13 protein-coding genes are annotated in these 16,909 nt (G+C 64.3%); all 13 read right to left on the reverse strand.

All coding sequences use genetic code 11. The features are described 5' to 3' along the window. Positions 1 to 195: 195 nt before the first annotated feature. The 13 genes from H6678_09740 to H6678_09800 all read right to left on the reverse strand — a co-directional run bounded on the left by H6678_09740 (position 196) and on the right by H6678_09800 (position 16,871). The gene (locus H6678_09740) at positions 196 to 594 is read right to left on the reverse strand and encodes an acyl-CoA thioesterase (GenBank protein MCB9474080.1); all 399 of its coding nucleotides are present in this window, start codon (positions 592 to 594) and stop codon (positions 196 to 198) included. 28 nt (positions 595 to 622) lie between these two features. After that, complete coding sequence (locus H6678_09745) at positions 623 to 1,582, reverse strand: acetyl-CoA carboxylase carboxyltransferase subunit alpha (protein MCB9474081.1); 960 nt, start codon at positions 1,580 to 1,582, stop codon at positions 623 to 625. A 101-nt stretch (positions 1,583 to 1,683) separates the two neighbouring features. Next, positions 1,684 to 2,400: a polyprenol monophosphomannose synthase gene (locus H6678_09750; GenBank protein ID MCB9474082.1), complete on the reverse strand. Its 717-nt coding sequence runs from the start codon at positions 2,398 to 2,400 to the stop codon at positions 1,684 to 1,686. A 10-nt stretch (positions 2,401 to 2,410) separates the two neighbouring features. Next, positions 2,411 to 3,322, reverse strand: coding sequence for an NAD(P)-dependent oxidoreductase (locus H6678_09755; protein ID MCB9474083.1), 912 nt, complete (start codon positions 3,320 to 3,322; stop codon positions 2,411 to 2,413). Beyond that, positions 3,319 to 3,783 carry a 5-(carboxyamino)imidazole ribonucleotide mutase gene (gene purE, locus H6678_09760; protein MCB9474084.1) on the reverse strand — a complete coding sequence of 155 codons (465 nt, stop codon included), beginning with the start codon at positions 3,781 to 3,783 and terminating at the stop codon, positions 3,319 to 3,321. Before purE ends, H6678_09755 begins: the two co-directional genes overlap by 4 nt. A gap of 99 nt (positions 3,784 to 3,882) precedes the next feature. Beyond that, a complete protein-coding gene (locus H6678_09765) occupies positions 3,883 to 4,929 on the reverse strand; it encodes a DUF4837 family protein (GenBank protein MCB9474085.1) in 1,047 nt (348 codons plus the stop codon). A gap of 17 nt (positions 4,930 to 4,946) precedes the next feature. Continuing rightward, on the reverse strand, positions 4,947 to 7,187 hold the full coding sequence (locus H6678_09770) for a glycosyltransferase family 39 protein (protein ID MCB9474086.1): 2,241 nt from the start codon (positions 7,185 to 7,187) through the stop codon (positions 4,947 to 4,949). Then, positions 7,184 to 7,954, reverse strand: a complete 771-nt coding sequence (locus H6678_09775; GenBank protein ID MCB9474087.1) for a glycosyltransferase family 2 protein — start codon at positions 7,952 to 7,954, stop codon at positions 7,184 to 7,186. The genes H6678_09770 and H6678_09775 overlap by 4 nt, the downstream gene beginning before the upstream one ends. 9 nt (positions 7,955 to 7,963) lie before the next feature. Further along, complete coding sequence (locus tag H6678_09780; GenBank protein MCB9474088.1) at positions 7,964 to 9,052, reverse strand: glycosyltransferase family 2 protein; 1,089 nt, start codon at positions 9,050 to 9,052, stop codon at positions 7,964 to 7,966. Then, positions 9,049 to 11,826: a DUF2723 domain-containing protein gene (locus H6678_09785; protein ID MCB9474089.1), complete on the reverse strand. Its 2,778-nt coding sequence runs from the start codon at positions 11,824 to 11,826 to the stop codon at positions 9,049 to 9,051. The genes H6678_09780 and H6678_09785 overlap by 4 nt, the downstream gene beginning before the upstream one ends. Before the next feature lie 260 nt (positions 11,827 to 12,086). Next, complete coding sequence (locus tag H6678_09790) at positions 12,087 to 13,601, reverse strand: sodium:proton antiporter (protein ID MCB9474090.1); 1,515 nt, start codon at positions 13,599 to 13,601, stop codon at positions 12,087 to 12,089. Positions 13,602 to 13,918: 317 nt separating this feature from the next. Then, positions 13,919 to 15,361 (reverse strand): NADH-quinone oxidoreductase subunit N, encoded by a 1,443-nt coding sequence (locus H6678_09795; protein ID MCB9474091.1) that lies wholly within the window; start codon positions 15,359 to 15,361, stop codon positions 13,919 to 13,921. A 22-nt stretch (positions 15,362 to 15,383) separates the two neighbouring features. Further along, positions 15,384 to 16,871, reverse strand: a complete 1,488-nt coding sequence (locus H6678_09800) for an NADH-quinone oxidoreductase subunit M (protein MCB9474092.1) — start codon at positions 16,869 to 16,871, stop codon at positions 15,384 to 15,386. Positions 16,872 to 16,909 lie beyond the last annotated feature (38 nt).

Genomic DNA, 16,909 nt, shown 5'->3' on the forward strand with positions numbered 1-16,909 from the left:
TCAGCAGGTCCCCGGGGTGGTGGAACCGAGGTCTCGGGCGGCAAGTCGGACTCGGGCACCAGATCGGGCAGGCCGTCGACGCAGGGAAAGCGGCGCCCACAGGAGTCACAGCGAAGACTGCCCGGCAGGACCGTGAATTGACCGGAGCAGCAGGGGCAGCAAAGCACCTCCAGCAGCAGGCTCGAAAGCGGGCGCTCAGTCAGGGTGTGCCTCCAGGCGTTCGCGAAACCAATCGGGAATGCATGCGGGCCGCTGGCTGGCGGCATCCAGGAAACATTGCACGGTCTGCCCGGTGTACAGCACCTCATCGTCGCGCTGGACCTGATAGGATATGCGCAGCACGCGGCTGCCTTCGCAGCGGATGCGAGCCGCCAGCCCCAGCAGATCGTCATAGCGCGCGGGCAGATGGTACTTCACCTGCAGTTCAAGCACGGGCAACCACAGGCCGTGCTGATTTTCGATGTCCGCATAGGAGATGCCCAGTTGGCGAATCCGCTCGGTACGCGCCATTTCGAACCAGGCGGCCGCGTGGCCGTAATAGGCGAAGGCCATGGAATCGATCTCGGCATAGCGCACGCGTGTCTGCAGCAGCACGGGCCATCCCTTGCGTGTGACCCGGAGTTCAGCTGTCATAGACGCCCATCGCATCGAACTTGGCGATGCGTTGCTCCACCAGTTGATCCAGGGGAATCGCGCAGAGCTGCTCGAAATGCAGCGACACCACGTTGCGCAGGGTCTCGGCCATGGCGTCCCAGTCGCGGTGGGCTCCACCCAGAGGCTCGGGCAGAATCTCGTCAATCAGCTTGAGCTGCTTGAGCTGGGGCGCGGTCAGTTTCAGGGCCTCGGCCGCATCCTGGGCACGGGCCGCATCACGGAACAGGATCGAGGCACAGCCTTCGGGACTGATCACGCTGTAGATCGAATGCTCGAGCATCAGCACCCGGTCGGCAACCGCCAGAGCCAGCGCTCCTCCGCTGCCGCCCTCCCCGATGACCACACTGACCACCGGGGTCCGCAGCTTGGCCATCTCGAACAGATTGCGGGCGATCGCTTCGGCCTGGCCACGAGCTTCGGCTCCCAGACCGGGCCAGGCACCGGGCGTGTCCACCAGGGTCAGCACGGGCAGACCGAAACGCTCGGCCATGCGCATCACGCGCAGAGCCTTGCGGTAGCCCTCTGGCTGGGACATGCCGAAATTGCGAAAAATGTTGGACTTTGTATCACGCCCCTTCTGGTGCCCGATGATCGCGACCGCGCGCCCACTGATGTGTCCCACTCCGGCCACGATGCTGTGGTCGTCGCCGTAGGCCCGGTCGCCGTGCAGTTCCATGAAGTCCGCTGCGAAACGCTCGATGTAATCCAGGGTGAAGGGACGCCGGGGATGACGCGCCAGTTGCACCGTCTGCCAGCCCGTCAGACTGGAAAAGGTCTCCTTGCGCATCTTGTCAAGCTTCTTCTCCATCCGGGCGATTTCCGGATCGGCATGCAGGCCCGCGCCATTGGAGAGGGCGCGCATCTCATTGAGTCGGCGCTCGATCTCGGCGATGGGTTTCTCGAATTCCAGCACAGGTCCGTAGGACATGTTTCCTCCGTGGTCACTCGTCACGCCCGCGCGGGGCGCAAGGGAACCGGTATCTGCTCACGCGGGCTGGCCGCGGAGTGTGATTCAATGGTGGGCCGCGACTACAGCCGTCCAAGCAGGGAGCGCAGTTTCAGCCGCCAGACCATCCAGACCGCTTCGCGCACGATGGCCTTGCTCATCTTGCTGCGCCCCACGGCCCGGTCGACGAAAATGATGGGGATCTCCTGGATCCGCAGCCCCTTGCGCCAGACCTTGAAATTGACCTCGATCTGGAAACTGTACCCGCCGCTGCGGATGCGGTCCAGATCGAGCGCTTCCAGTGTCTGACGACGGAAACACTTGAAACCGCCGGTGGGGTCCTTGACCGGCATGCCCGTGATGATGCGCGTATACATGCTGGCCCCGTAGGACAGCAGCAGGCGCGAGAGCGGCCAGTTGACCACGTTCACACCGGTGACATAGCGGCTGCCGATGACCAGGTCGGCCTCGCCGATGGTCTTGAGAAACACCGGCAGCACCCGGGGATCGTGGGAAAAGTCGGCGTCCATCTCGCAGATGTAGTCGTAACCCCGTTCGATGGCCCAGCGGAAGCCGGCCACGTAGGCCGTGCCCAGTCCCAGTTTTCCCGCCCGGTGCAACACGTGCACGCGTCCCGAATCACCGGCCAGCCGGTCGGCGATCTCGCCGGTGCCGTCAGGGCTGTTGTCGTCCACCACCAGCAACTCGATGCAGGCATCCTGGGCCAGGACCTCGTCGGCCAGCCGTTCGATGTTTTCCGCCTCGTTGTACGTGGGCACGATCACCAGCATGCGCGTCATCGGCAATCCTTCAGTTCATGGACCAGGACTGGCTGCGGTCAGCCTTGAAGGCCCGCAGGGACTCCTCGAGCCCCAGCAGCTGGATCCCCAGCTGGCGGCGTGTCTCACCCGTGAGCAGTCCGCTGCGCGCTGGGCGCTTCGCGGCCTGGCTCAACTGGGCGCTGGCCACCGGGATCACCAGGTTCTCATCGAGATCGAAGACACGGGCCACCGTCCGGGCCAGCTCGTATCGGGTCAGCACCTCGTCGCAGCCCGCGTGAAACAGGCCGCAGCGCCGCTGCTCCATGGCCAGCACCAGCAGTCGCGCCAGTTCCATGGCCCAGATGCAATTGCCGCTCTGGTCGGTGACCACCTGGATCGGACGCTGGGCACTCAGTTCCTGCAGCACCCAGCTGACAAAATCGAGACCCAGCCCATGGCCTTTGCCGTAGACCACGATGGTGCGCACGATGGCCGTGTTGCCACCAGCGCCCCGCAGCAGATTTTCGGCAGCCAGCTTGCTCTGACCGTAGACATTCAGGGGCGAGGGCGTGGCGCTCTCCTCATAGGGACCGTGCTCGCCGTCGAAGATGTAGTCCGTGGACACCTGGCCCAGCCAGAGGCCCCGGGGATGACAGAGTTCCGACAGCGTACGCACCAGGTCCACGTTGGCCTGCCAGCAGGCCTCGCGCTCGTCTTCGGCCCGGTCGACCTGGGTGTAGGCGGCGGCGTTCAGCACCGCATCCGGGCGGAAGTCGTGAAACAGGGGCTTCAGCGCGGACTTGCCCACTCCGGAAATCGCTGCGTAGCGGAAATGGCTGTGTGCCACGAAACTGCCGGGCGCACGCCCCACTCCCAGCACATCGAATCGTGGCAGCAACAGACGCAGCAGATGTTGACCCAGGCGGCCATGACAGCCGGTCAGCAGGACACGCTGCCTCAAGCGAGTCGGGCTCCCCGGGCCATGAAGGCGTCCAGGCGCTCGACCATCTTCGCATCGCCGAGTGACAGCATGCGGGCCACCAGCAGCACCGCGTTGATCACGCCGGCCTTGCCGATGGCCGTGGTGGCCACGGGAATTCCGGCGGGCATCTGCACCGTGGACAGCAGGGCGTCCATGCCGTTGAGGGCCGAGCCGGCCAGCGGCACACCGATCACGGGCAGGGTGCTGTGACTGGCCACCACACCGGCAAGATGGGCGGCCATGCCCGCACCGCAGATGATCGCGCTGTAGCCGGCCGCGCGGGCGCCCTCGGCCAGTTCGGCGGTCCGCTTGGGATTGCGATGGGCACTGGAGACGATCAATTCGCCATCGATTCCGAACTCGGCCAGCCAGGGGCGGGCTTCTTCGAACACGGAGCGATCACTCTCGGAACCAATCAGCATCAGAATGCGGGCACTCATCGGATATCCTCCATTGTCATCAGACCACTGCGACGGTCGAGCCCGTCACCGCGCCCGGAGCATGCGGTTCGGATCGGGACGGTCAGGGTTTGCGGTGGTTCACGGTTCGCTGAAGCCGGCTGCCAGCTCATCCCGGTTGCCCAGGAAGGTGCCTGCGATGGTTCTCAACTGATGCAGGAAAGGGCCTTTGCCCCCGGCCGGATGCAGCACGGCCGCGTCAATATAGTATGTGCGCCCTGCCGGCCCTGCCTTGGGATCGAACCAGGCCCAGAGCAGAAACGGGCCTCCTCCGATGTAGTCGTCGGTGCCCCAGAACCCTTCCAGCAGGGTGGTGCTGCGCTGACCCAGACTGCTGACTCCGAAACGACCGACGGAGGGCTCGGTGTAATCCTTGTCGTAGTAGGCCCGGCCCAGGCGGCGGCGCACCTCGCGCATGCCTTCCTCGGACAGGCGCAGACTGTCGTCGCCGGCAACCCAGTGCACGGTCAGCCAGCGGTCCGGGTAGAGTCGGCGCAGGCGCACCATGCGGGGTTCCTCTTCCTGCTGGATCAGGAACCAGTCCACGGGCACGCGAAAGGTGAATCCCCAGCTGGTTCGCAGCGAATCCTCGAGCACCGTCTGTTCCATGCTGCGATAGAGCCGCTCGAGCTGGGCCGCCTGGTCATTGGCTTCGAAGAGGTCCAGGATCTCGCCCGAGCGCTCGCCACACTGACGCCTGAAACTGACCGGGTCGGGTGCGGCCAGGATCGCCAGTTTCTGGTCCCGCGCGAAGGCCTCGTCCCGGGCGAAGAGAAATCCTTCTTCCTTGGCGATCCGGTCGCGCACCTCGGGCTTGAGCATGGACTCCAGCAATTGACCGACAGGTCCACTGGCCGGTCCGGCGCTCACGATCAGCAGATTTCGCCGATTGAGGGCTTCCTGGGGCCGGCCGGGATCGGCACGCACCATCCGGATCCGGGCTTCTTCCTCGGGCGTGACCCAGGTGGCCGAGAACAGCTCTTCCAGCTGGGGCCCCACCTCCTGCCAGTCGGCATCATCCACCAGCACGGTCACCTCGTAGAGTTCGCCGATGCTGCGCGGCTTGGAGCACCCACTGGCCAGGGCCAGCAGGAGCAGCAACAGGACAAGTCTCTGGGCTGTTTTCACCGGATACCTCCCGGGGTTCACGGGGTGGGGCTGCCGTCGCGGAGCCGACGGGCCAACTGATCCAGCCGGGGAGCACTGATTCCCTGGGAAGCCACCTGTTTCAGCAGTTGGCCCAGTGCCTCGCGCTGCCCCAGTGCCAGCAGGAATTCGCCATAGTCGGCCAGCCGGTCTTCACGGAACAGGGCGTCCGTCTGGATCGCCTTCTGATAGTAGCGCGCGGCCAGATCCAGTTCCTCAGTGCCCGAGCCCAGCAGGGCGGCCTGCTCGAAGACCCGGGCCAGAACTTCATAGAACATCGACGCACCGGCGGTCCCGTTGTTCAGCCCCTGTTCGGCAAAGGAGCGCGCATCTTCCAAGCGCCCCTCGGCCAGTGCCTGGCGCGCCAGCGCGGCCGTGCGGTCCTGGCCGTCCTCGAGGCGCGCGCGCAGGGCCACGAACGCACTGTCCACGGCCTGGGCCGAGCGGCGCCGGAAGATGTGAATCTCCTCGTGGTCGTAATAGCGCAGGCTGAATTCGGCGGGTTCATCGTCAATCGTGATGCCCAGTGCGCGCGGCAGCACCTGGAACACGCTGTCCGTCTGGAAACCCAGTCGGCCGTCGAAGAGCTCGGCATAGAACGCCCGGATCACCGGGTAGCCGCCATTGCGGTCGAAGCCCAGCTTGCGATTGCTTTCCAGCAGAGCGGCCCATTCAACTCCATCCAGCCGGGCGCGCAGGGCGTCCACCTGCTGGCCCGCGCTGGCCGCATTGCTCTCGACGGCACGCTGCAAGGCGGGAATCTCGAGACAGACATTGGTGTAGGACGGACGGTGGATCACGGGTTTGATGCTGTTGGCGCTGCGCTCGTGCAGCACCACCGCGCCGCTGGGCAGCACCTGCTTGAGATGGCGGCCCGCGCTGATCCGGCTGTCTTCGACCGAATGCACGGAGGCCAGCGCCATGCTCCATTGCAGGCTGGGCAGCAGCACCAGCAGCCCCAGGGCCCAGGATGCGGGCCGGGTCCAGCCGCCCTTGTATTCCTCCCTCAGCCCCTGGACCAGGCGTGCGGCCGCCAGCGCGATCAGCGGCAGAAAGGGCAGGGCGTAACGCATGAACATCACCTGGGCGTTGCCGGTGAGCGCCACACTGACCAGGAACCAGGCCAGCAGCACGCGGTCGGCGGGTCTGCGTGTCAGCCCCATGAAGACCAGTCCAGCCAGGCCGGCCAGTTCCAGCGCCAGCCCGGCCGACCAGAGCAGCACATTGCTGAAGAGGTAGACAAAAGGATGGATGTGCTCGAACTGGATCTGGAAGGGATAGAAGAACTCGCCGCGCACATTGCGGATGATGTGGAACAGGGCGAAGGCATGGTCGCCGAAGAGATAGTTGTGGTAGTCCAGGAAGGCGTAGGGATTGAGCACGAAGAACACACCCACCGTGACCGCGGCCGCGCTCCACAGCCGCCAGCCGAACAGATGCCCCAAGAGGAACTTCAGTCGCGCGCCCAGGGCCATCCGGAGGCCGGCCTGGCGGGCGAATTGCCACTCCAGTTCGGCCACGGTCAGCGGCACCACCACCAGAATCGCGTTGACTTTCGTCGAGAGCGCCAGTCCCGCGGCCAGCGCACCCAGCCAGAGATCACGGCGCTGGCCGAAGCGCAGCAGGCGCGCCGAATGGGCCAGACTCCAGACCATGAAGAAGACCATGGGCACATCCACCGTGCCAAAACGCCCGCTCTGGGCATGGAAGGCCGTCAACGCCAGAAAGAGCGCGGCCCAGCGGGCCGTTCTGCGTCCGTACAGGTGATGGGCCGCGATGTACAGCAGCAGGATGCTGGCCAGACCCATCAGCTGGGTCAGCCAGCGAATGGCCAGGTAGGTGTCGCGGAAAGAGCGCGGGTCCTCGAAGTCGAAGGGCGTGAAGCCACCCACGACCGACGCCAGTTTCACGGCCATCACATGCAGGTAGACCGTGGTGGCACCGTAGAGACTGTAGTCCAGTTTCTGTCCGTAAAGCTCGCCGGTGGGGCGCCAGGAATCCGACTCGGTGAAGTTGCGCGCCACCAGCACGTTGGAGGCCTCGTCGGGATGAAAATTGTAGAAGCTCATGGCGGGCGCCTGGGCGGCGGGCAGCGGGGAGAAATCGGTCCAGCCCCAGTCCAGTCCGTTGACCCGCACCAGACTGCCCAGCAGCAGCGCCAGCAGCAGGATCAGATCCAGACGCAAACGATAGCGTCCCAGTGTCAGGGCAACGCTGAAGCGATCCTGCTCGGGCGTCATTGGCTCGCGTCCCCACTTTTGCCGCTCTCGCTGGGCAGGTGATACAGACCGGCACGCTGCTGGCGCCGAATGCGCAACAGGCCGGCGAAACTGTTGATGCTGTCGCGCAACAGGCGAACCTTGGTGTCCGTGTCGTTGGTCCAGGTCACGGGCACTTCCTGGATCGGGTAATCCAGGGCCCGTGCCAGAAAAAGAATCTCGGCGTCGAAACTCCAGTCGTTCACGGTCTGGCGTCCAAAGATCTCCCGGGCCGCATCACGGCGAAAGATCTTGAAGCCGCAGGTGAAGTCCGTGACCTGCACTCCAATCAGTGCGCGGGCCAGCCCGGTGAAGGCCTTGCCCATGCTCTCGCGCAACCAGGGCTGATGCCGCTCGATGCGGGCTTCCCGGCTCTTGCGCGTGCCGATCAGCACGGGGGCGTTGTGTGCCATCCCGGGCAGAAAGCCCTCCAGCGCGGTCATCGGCGTGCTCTGGTCCGCATCGCAGAAAAGCACAAACTCGCCGCGAGCCGCCAGCATGCCGGCCTTGACCGCGCCACCCTTGCCCCGGTTGTGCTCCAGGCTGAACCCCGCGAAGGGGGCGTCGAATCGTGCGCAGACCTCCCGCGCGACGTCGAGGGTCCGGTCGGCCGAACCATCATCGACCACCACGATCTCGTGTCGCGGCACCAACCGGGCGAGCACGGGCAGCGCCCGCTCAAGGCTGGGCACGATGCGCCGTTCCTCATTCCAGGCGGGAATCACCACGCTGAGTCGGGTGGGCTCCATGCCCTCTCCTTACTTGAGTAGCGGAGGCAGCCAGCCCAGCTGGTCCGCCCCGCGATGGCCCTTGATCCAGAACTGGATCACGATGCTTCCCGGAAACTCGGTCTCCTTCACACAGGAAGGCCCCCGACTGGTCAGGCCCGCCAGTCGCTTTGCCTCTGCGCGAGCCGCGGGCAGCCGTCTGACAAACCCGGCCAGCGCATGGATCACGGCCCAGGCGCTGGCCGGACGCCCGCTCAGCAGCTGCTGCAGGCAGGCAGCTCCGTCCAGCAGCAGGCGCAGAGGCAGGCGGGCCAGGAGGGCCCCGGGAGTCAGATTCTTCACCAGCATCAGCAGGCTGTTGCGGTGGTTGAGATAGACCTTGCGCGGGCTGCCCGCCTTCAGGCTGTAACCGCTGTGATGATGCACGCGACTGCCGGGACATGACGCCAGTTTCCAGCCCTTGAGGCGCAGGCGCCAGCACAGATCGATCTCCTCCATGTGCATGAAGAAGCTCTCGTCCAGCAGGCCCACCTCGCGCAGCGCCTGCAGTCTGAGCAGGCAGGCCGTGCCCGAGGTCCAGGCCAGCAAGCGCGGTTCCAGCCAGTTGGCCCCGTCGCTCTCGATGTGATCGAAGAGGCGGCCCAGGGCATAGGGAAAACCGTACCGATCCAGCAGACCGCCCGCCGCTCCGCTGTAATCCAGCTTTCCCGGATTGGGCAGCGAGAGCAGTCGGGGCTGCAGCGCGGCCACCCCGGGGTGCGCGTCGGCCAGTTGCAGAAGCGCGTCCAGCCACCCGGGCTCGGGGACCGTGTCGTTGTTCAGCAGCACCGCGTACTCCAGACCCGGCTGGGCGCAGGCGTGGGCCAGGCCCGCGTTGCAGCCCCCCGCGAATCCCAGGTTGCGGGTCTGGGTCAGTACCTCGATCCAGGGATGGTGCTCCGCGGCCAGACGCACACTGTCGTCCGGGCTGAGATTGTCAACCAGAAGCAGGCGCAGTGGTGTGCGCTCGCGGCAGCTCTCGAGAGCCTCCAGACAGGCCCGCAGGATCTCAGTGCCACCGGCATGGGGTATCACGATGGCGACCCGTGCCTGCCTCGTGTGCTCCGGGGCCGGACTCACGAGCCCTTTCCCGAATCGGCAGCCTGCGCCTGGCGCACGTGCTCCAGACGCTCGGCGGCGCTGGTGTCCTCGGGATGCATTCCAATCCACTGGTCCAGGGTTTCCAGGGCGGTCTTCCAGTCCCGGGCCTTCTCGCTGGCACGGATCAGGGCCACCATGGCGTCCTTGTCACCCGGGGCACTCTCGAGCACGCGCCGGTACCAGTGGATCGCCTCCTCCGGGTGCCCGTACTGCTCGAAGCCCAGGCCCATCTGCAGAGCCCACTCCCCATTGGGGTCGTCCTGGACCACGGGCTCCATCAGCGCGCGCGCGCGTTCCTGATCGCCGAATCCATCGAGCCAGCCAAGGGCCAGGCTGAAGCGCTCTTCGGGCTCCAGACCCGAGGGCCAGTCACTGGCGAACTCCAGCCGCTGGCGCATGCTGGCGGTGTCGCCCAGCTGGCCGAAGAGCTCACCCACGCGCATCGCCAGCTCGGGACTGAAACTGGGGGCCACCACCTCGGGCAGGAAACGATCCATGCGCTGCAGCAGGTTGAGGGCTTTGTCCGGATACTCGCGCTCGTAGTGCAGGGCCAGCTGCACATAGCTGCTGCGGTAGTTCTGGATCAGCTTGCGGATGTTGTCGTCGTAATACACTCCCGGGTCGTCCAGATTGCGGAAGTGCTGCTCGAAGAGCTCCAGGTTGGCTTCGAGCACCGCGGGTTCCACGGCGCTGCCACCGGTTTTGTAATCCATCACCCGAAAGGCCAGTCCGTCCATGCGCAACCAGGGTTTGAGCCCGGTGAAATTGTCGCCGGACACGGTCACGGCAAAATAGAGCGGCCGCTGCCAGCGCCCCTCGCGCAGGATCTCGAGAATCATCCGGTCCTGCACGCGCAGCAGGTTCCTGTCCGAATCGCCCTCGCCCAGATCCAGCCCCATGGAGGGCGGCACCTCGATGCTGTACTCCGTTCCCTCGCGATCCCGCATGGGAATGCGGTACCACTCTTCCCGGGGCAACGGATTGCCCGCCGCATCCTGCCAGCGCCGCGGCCCCCAGTAGCGCCAGAGCAGCGCTTCCTGGCCGGCTCCGTCCAGACGGCTGGCGATGAACTCGTCGGTGAAGAGGGTCGGCAACGGGACGCGAGGTTCCTTGTCACGCAACTGGCGCACGTACCATCCCGTGTTGAGCAGGCTCAGGTTCACCACGCGCACGTCCTGGCGCACTCCTTCCACTTCCTGGAGATACCAGAGCGGAAAGGTGTCGTTGTCTCCATTGGTGAACAGGATCGCGTTGGGTTCCAGCATCGAGAGGGAATTGAAGGCATAGTCCCAGGCAACGTAATTGCCATGACGGTCATGGACGTGATAGCCAGTGGCCAGCATGCGCAAGGGCAGAGCCACCAGCAGCAGAACGGCAACCAGCGGAATCAGCACCCGGGATGCCCGCCTGAAGGAAGCGGCCAGATCCTCGAGCAGCGCGGCAGCGCCCAGCCCCACCCAGAGCGCGAAGGCGAAGAAACTGCCCACATAGGAGTAATCCCGTTCGCGGGGCTGGGGATCGGGCTGATTCAGATAGACCACGATCGCCAGGCCCGTGAGAAGGAACAGCCCCAGCAGCACCAGCGCACGACGCCAGTCGCGGAAGCCGTGAGTCACCAGCCCCCAGAGCCCCAGCACGAGCGGCAGGCCCCAGTACTGGCTGAAGCGCACCGTGTCGGAGAGGAAGTCGCGTCCCACGAAATTGAAGGCGAAGTAGCGCAGATACATGTGCTTGATCTGGTAGCTCCAGAAGGGCGCCACCCGGTTGACCAGCTGGTCCACGATGCCCGTACTGCCGTACTGCTCGCGCTGGAGATAGGAGATCAGTCCGCGCAGGGTTTCCGGGTCGTTCTCATCCAGGGGCGGATTCAGCCCACTGCGCAGCAGGATCACGGTGTAACTCAGGTAACCGAGCAGCACCAGGATGGTGGCCCCACTGCCCAGACTCAACCAGCGCAGACCCTGGCGCTGCCCCAGCAGGTACAGGCCCGCCAGCACCAGAAACAGCACGGGTACCGATCCGGCTCCCCAGGCCATCACCATTCGCGGAAAATAGAACACGATGCCTGGATACACCGGCAGGATCGAGAGCACACAAAGACCCAGAAAACCCAGCATCACCAGGGGCGGATCGGAAGGACGGTGGTGGAAATAGATGATCATGAACACCAGCGGCAGCGCCAGCACATTCAGCAGGTGCACGCCCAGGGCCAGCCCGATGATGAAGAAGATCAGCAGCAGCATGCGTGAGCCATCGCCGCGCCCGCTGGCCACCCGGTCGTTCCAGACAAAGGCCAGCCAGACCACCAGCGCGGTGAAGAGCATGGAAATCGCGTAGACTTCGGCTTCCACCGCGTTGAACCAGAAACTGTCGCTGGCCATGAAGACCAGGGCCCCCAGGGCCGCACCGAAGAGGTCGGTCCAGCTCATCTCGTGACGCGGTTTCCAGTAGGCGATCAGATGGATCACGCTCAGGTACAGCAGCATCACCGTGGTCGCACTGGCCAGAGGGCTGATCAGATTCACCCGGGCACCGATGTCGGTGGGCCAGGGCAGCATGCTGAAGAGTCTCCCCAGCAGGAGATAGAATGGTGCGCCCGGGGGATGTGGCACGGAGAGAGTGCGGCTGGCGGTGATGAACTCGCCGCAATCCCAGAAACTGGTGGTGGGGGCCATCGTCAGCAGGTAGAGGACGAGGGCGGCACAGAAGACCAGCGCCGCGGTGACGCGGTGCCAGCGTTCGAAGCCGGGCATGGAAGCTCCCTGGTGTGGGAATGGTCGGCGAATCCGGAGGGTTCGCCCCAGTCGGTTGTTGTCCGCACGATCGGCCGGGATGCCGGAACCGTTGTTCCGGGGCGCCGGGAAACAGGCGGCAAGCTAATGAACAATCGACTGGGAGGCACGAAGGCCACTGCGACAGCAATGTCCCGGGGTGCGCAGCCCAGAAAAACGGGGCACCCAGAATGGATGCCCCGATCGGTCTTGCGGCAAAGTGGCGGAAACTTTCTGCCTGCTCAGAAGAACAGCAGACTGTTGAGGATGAACAGCGGAATCAGGATCGCCCCGCTCCAGGCCATGTAGCCGAAGAAGCTGGGCATCTTCACCCCGCGCTGCTCGGCGATGGATTTGACCATGAAGTTGGGTGCATTGCCGATGTAGGTGTTGGCCCCCATGAACACCGCGCCCATGCTGATCGCTTCCAGATAGCCCGTGAACTGGTTCATCAACAGCGGCACACCCTGGGCCTCGGTCATGCCCGGGGTCAGCGAGCCCAGTGCGGTATTGAAGAAGGTCAGGTAGGTGGGTGCGTTGTCCAGAAAACTGCTGAGAGCGCCGGTCACCCAGAAGTAGCTGGCCTCGCTGTGCACCAGGTTCACGATGAAAGCCATCGCGCCATGCTGGCCCGCCTTGAGGATTTCCAGCGCGGGAATGATGGTCATGAAGATGCCCGCGAAGAGAATCGCCACTTCCTGGATCGGGAACCAGTCGAACTCGTTGGCGGCCCGCACTTCCTTGCGCGTGATCTTGAGTGACACCAGCATCAGCAGCACCATGAACCCATCGCGCAGAATGTTGATCCAGGGCAGCACGAGGGGGTGATCGCCATTCATCAGAGTGATTCCCCGTGGAATGTGATGCTCGACGTCCAGGAACAAGGGGTGGGAGTTGAACACGCCCGAAAGAATCACCGCCAGCACCACTCCACCCAGCAGCAGGAAATTGGGCAGCCCTTCGATGCGGATCGGATCGGAACTGACGGCGGGTGCCGGCTTTTCTTTGCGCATCAGGAGTGTGTCGATGAGATAGAACAGCCCCAGCAGGATCACGGAGTTGAAGCCCATGTAAGGGAAGATCTTCATGGTCCAGAAGAAACTCACCCCGTGCAGAAACCCGAGGAAGAGCGGGGGATCGCCAATGGGGGTCAGCGCTCCGCCGATGTTGGAGACCAGGAAAATGAAGAAGATCACCACGTGGGCCTTGCGCTCGCGGTGGGCGTTGGAGGTGAGCAGCGGGCGGATCAGCAGCATCGAGCTGCCGGTGGTTCCGATCCAGCTTGAGAGCAGAGTACCGATCAGCAGCAACAGCGTGTTGACTTTCGGCGTGCCCGCGATGCCGCCCTTGATGGAAATGCCACCGGCAATCACGAAGAGCGAGGCCAGCAGCACCAGAAAGGGCACGTAGTCCAGCACATAGATGTGAAGGATCGAATACAGTCCCGTGCCGACACCATAGGCAATCATGAAGGGCACGGCGAACAGCACGGCCCAGAACGCGGACACCTTGCCGAAGTGGTGGTGCCAGAAACGCGGGGCCAGCAGCGGAAACAGCGCGATGGACAGCAGAATGCCCACGAAGGGAATCGCGCTCCAGAGCGGCAGGCTTTCGCCCAGACTGGCTCCATGATGTGCTCCAGCTTCGGCAACCGCGGATTCGGACGCCAGGGCCAGACCCGCAGCGGGCCAGAATGCCGCCACGGTTGGCAGCAGCAGGATCAGCAGCAGTGGAAACCACGAACGCAGGTGACGCATGAAGATCTCCTCGACTTCGACTGGAGGCTCCCGGGCGCACCCGGATCCTCGATGCCTTGAAGGATCAGGCGGGATCCAGTTGACTGCCCGGACGCAGGTGCTTGTCAAATCGGCACTTCGAGGGCTTCAATTCAACAAACAAGTGCCAGATCACCATGCCTGGCGCGTACCCCGACACCAGCCCGGATCGGGTGGCAATGGCCGACTGACAACAGAAAGCCCCCGGCGCCGGAACACGCAGGGGGCTGGAGTCAGAGCCGAGGCATGCCATCAACAAGCAGGTCCGCCCTCTCGGGAGAATTCTGGAATGGCTTGGCTCAGCCGATGTTCTGGGTCATGAACAGCCAGAGGTTGGGCCAGATGCCCAACGCCAGCAGCAGCCCCGAGGCCACCGTGGTCACGAACATCAGGCCACCGTCGGGACGGGTGAAGGCGGGCTTGCCCGAGGGCGAACGATGGAACCAGGCGAACACCACCACCCGCAGGTAGAAGTAGACGCTGACGACGGAGGTCAGCAGGCCCAGCACGGCCAGTGAGACATGACCGGTTTCCACCGCACCCATGAAGAGATAGAACTTGCCCACGAAACCAGCGGTGGGCGGAATGCCCGCCAGGGCCAGCAGGCACACGGTCATCAGGATCGCCAGCCAGGGCTGGTCGGCCGCAAGGCCCTTGAAATCATCCAGATCGTATTCTCCTCCGCGCTGGCGCGTGATCGCGGCTCCCAGCAGGAAGAGCACACCGTTGATCAGGGCGTAGGGCAGCAGGTAGAACAGCACACTGCGCACATGCAGGGCATTGTCCCCGGCGGCCATGATGCCCAGCAGCAGGTAGCCGGCGTGTGCCACACCCGACCAGGCCAGCATGCGTTTGAAACTGGTCTGGACCAGAGCCGTGAAATTTCCCACCAGCATGGTAAGGCCCGCACAGAAGGCCAGCATGGGGACCCAGCTTGCCGAGGCCTCGCCAAGCGCGGGCACGAAGACCCGGGCGAAACCGGTGAACGCTGCCGCCTTGGCCGCCGTGCTCATGAACACGGTGACCACGGTGGGGCTGCCCTCGTAGACATCGGGTGCCCAGTTGTGGAAGGGCACCGCACTGACCTTGAAGAGGAAACCCACCAGCATCAGCAGGATGCCACCGATGAGCATCCAGTTGCTGGTGTCCAATCGCTGCAGTGACTCGCCAATGACAGTCAGCGAGGTGCTGCCCGTGTATCCGAAGACCAGGGCCATGCCGAAAAGCAGGAATCCCGAGGCGAAACTGCCGGTCAGGAAATACTTGAGCGCGGCTTCGCGGCTGCCTTCGCGCTCGTTGAGCAGTGCGGCCATGCAATAGAGGCTGATCGACAGAATCTCGATGCCCAGGAACACCACCACCAGGTCGCCCGCCGAACACAGGGCCAGCATGCCCACCGCCGCGAAGAGACTGAGTGAGTGATACTCGGCCAACGGCACCCGGCGTGTGCGCAGATAGTCTTCTCCGCCGATGACCAGCAGCAGCAGCACCACCAGCACCACGGCCGATCCCGCCAGCGCCAGCCCATCCATCACCGCCGTGCCCATGAAAGCGTCACCGGTGGCCAGTGGCTGGAAACACAGCAGGAGGGCCACCAGCGAGCCCAGACCGGCAATCCAGCGATAGGAGGCACGCGCCCGATCGTGACTGAAGGCATTGACCATCAGGATCAGCAGCCCGGCAAGGGCCAGGACGATTTCGGGCAGCAGGCTCAGCGTATTGAAGGAACTCGACTCGCTCACGTCGTCTCCGGGTATTTCAAGGCTAGCGGGACTGGATCAGTTGCAGCACGGTGTCCACGGCCGGGTTCAGTCGGCTGAGGAAGGGCTCGGGATAGATGCCGATCCAGAAGATCAGCACCAGCAGAGGGGCAAACACGGCCATCTCCCTGAGACTCAGGTCGGGCAACTCGGCGTTCTTTGGATTGCTCACCGGGCCATACATCACGCGCTGGAACATCCAGAGGATGTAGACTGCGGCGAAGATCACACCGGTGGTGGCCAGCCCGGTGGCCAGGGGAAAGCTCTTGAAGGCACCCAGCAGGATCAGGAATTCACCCGTGAAACCGTTGGTGCCGGGCAGGCCGATCGAGGACAGACAGACGATCATGAAGACCACCGCATAGATCGGCATCACCCTGGCCAGCCCGCCGAAATCGGCGATCAGGCGGGTGTGACGGCGCTCGTAGATCACGCCCACCGCAAGGAAGAGCGCACCGGTCGAGATGCCGTGGTTGATCATCTGCAGCACGGCTCCCGCCACGCCCTCGGGCGTGAGCGCGAACAGGCCCAGCATCACGAAGCCCAGATGGCTCACCGAACTGTAGGCCACCAGCTTCTTGACGTCCTTCTGGGCAATGGACAGCCAGGCGCCGTAGAGGATGCCCACCACGGCCAGAGCGACCAGGATGGGCATGGCACGGTGCAGGCCCGAAGGAAACAGGGGCATGGCGAAACGCAGGAACCCGTAGGTGCCCATCTTCAGCAGCACACCGGCCAGGATCACGGAACCACCCGTGGGGGCCTCGACGTGGGCGTCGGGCAACCAGGTGTGCACCGGGAACATGGGCACCTTGATCGCGAAGGCCAGCGCGAACGCACCGAAGAGCCAGAGCTGCTCGTCGGGACCCGCACGGAACTGGGACAGGATGGTGGCCAGATCGAAGGTGTGATTGCCCGCACTGCCCGTGTGCCAGTACAGGTACAGGATGGCCACCAGCATCAGCACACTGCCGGCCATGGTGAAGAGGAAGAACTTGACCGCCGCATAGATCCGGCGCGGTCCGCCCCAGATGCCGATGAGGAAGTACATGGGAATCAGCGTCAATTCCCAGAAGACGTAGAACACGAACAGGTCCAGGGCCACGAACACGCCCAGCATGCCGCTGGTCATCAGAAAGAACAGGACAAGGTAGCCCTTGACATGCTCATGGACGGCATTCCAGGTGCCCAGCAGTGTCACGGGCAGCAGGAAGGTGGTCAGCATCACCAGCAGCAGGCTGATGCCGTCCACGCCCAGCTTGAAGGAGACGCCCAGTGTGGGAATCCAGTCCCAGTTCACCACGAACTGCATGCTGCCGCCCTGCTCCGCCACAAAGGAGGTGAAGAGCGGAATCGAGAAGACGAACTCGAGCAGCGCAAGCCCCAGGGCCGCGGTCTTGAGTGTGCTCTCCGACCGCGCGGGGATCAGCAGCAGCAGCCCTGCCGCAAGCAGGGGAAAGAATGTCAGCAGGGGGAGCAGGTTGTCCATCATGCCCGGGATGTTCCCTTGTTGGGTGGGTGAGAACCGGG

It is taken from the genome of Candidatus Delongbacteria bacterium (assembly GCA_020634015.1).
GTDB lineage: Bacteria > CAIWAD01 > CAIWAD01 > CAIWAD01 > CAIWAD01 > JACKCN01.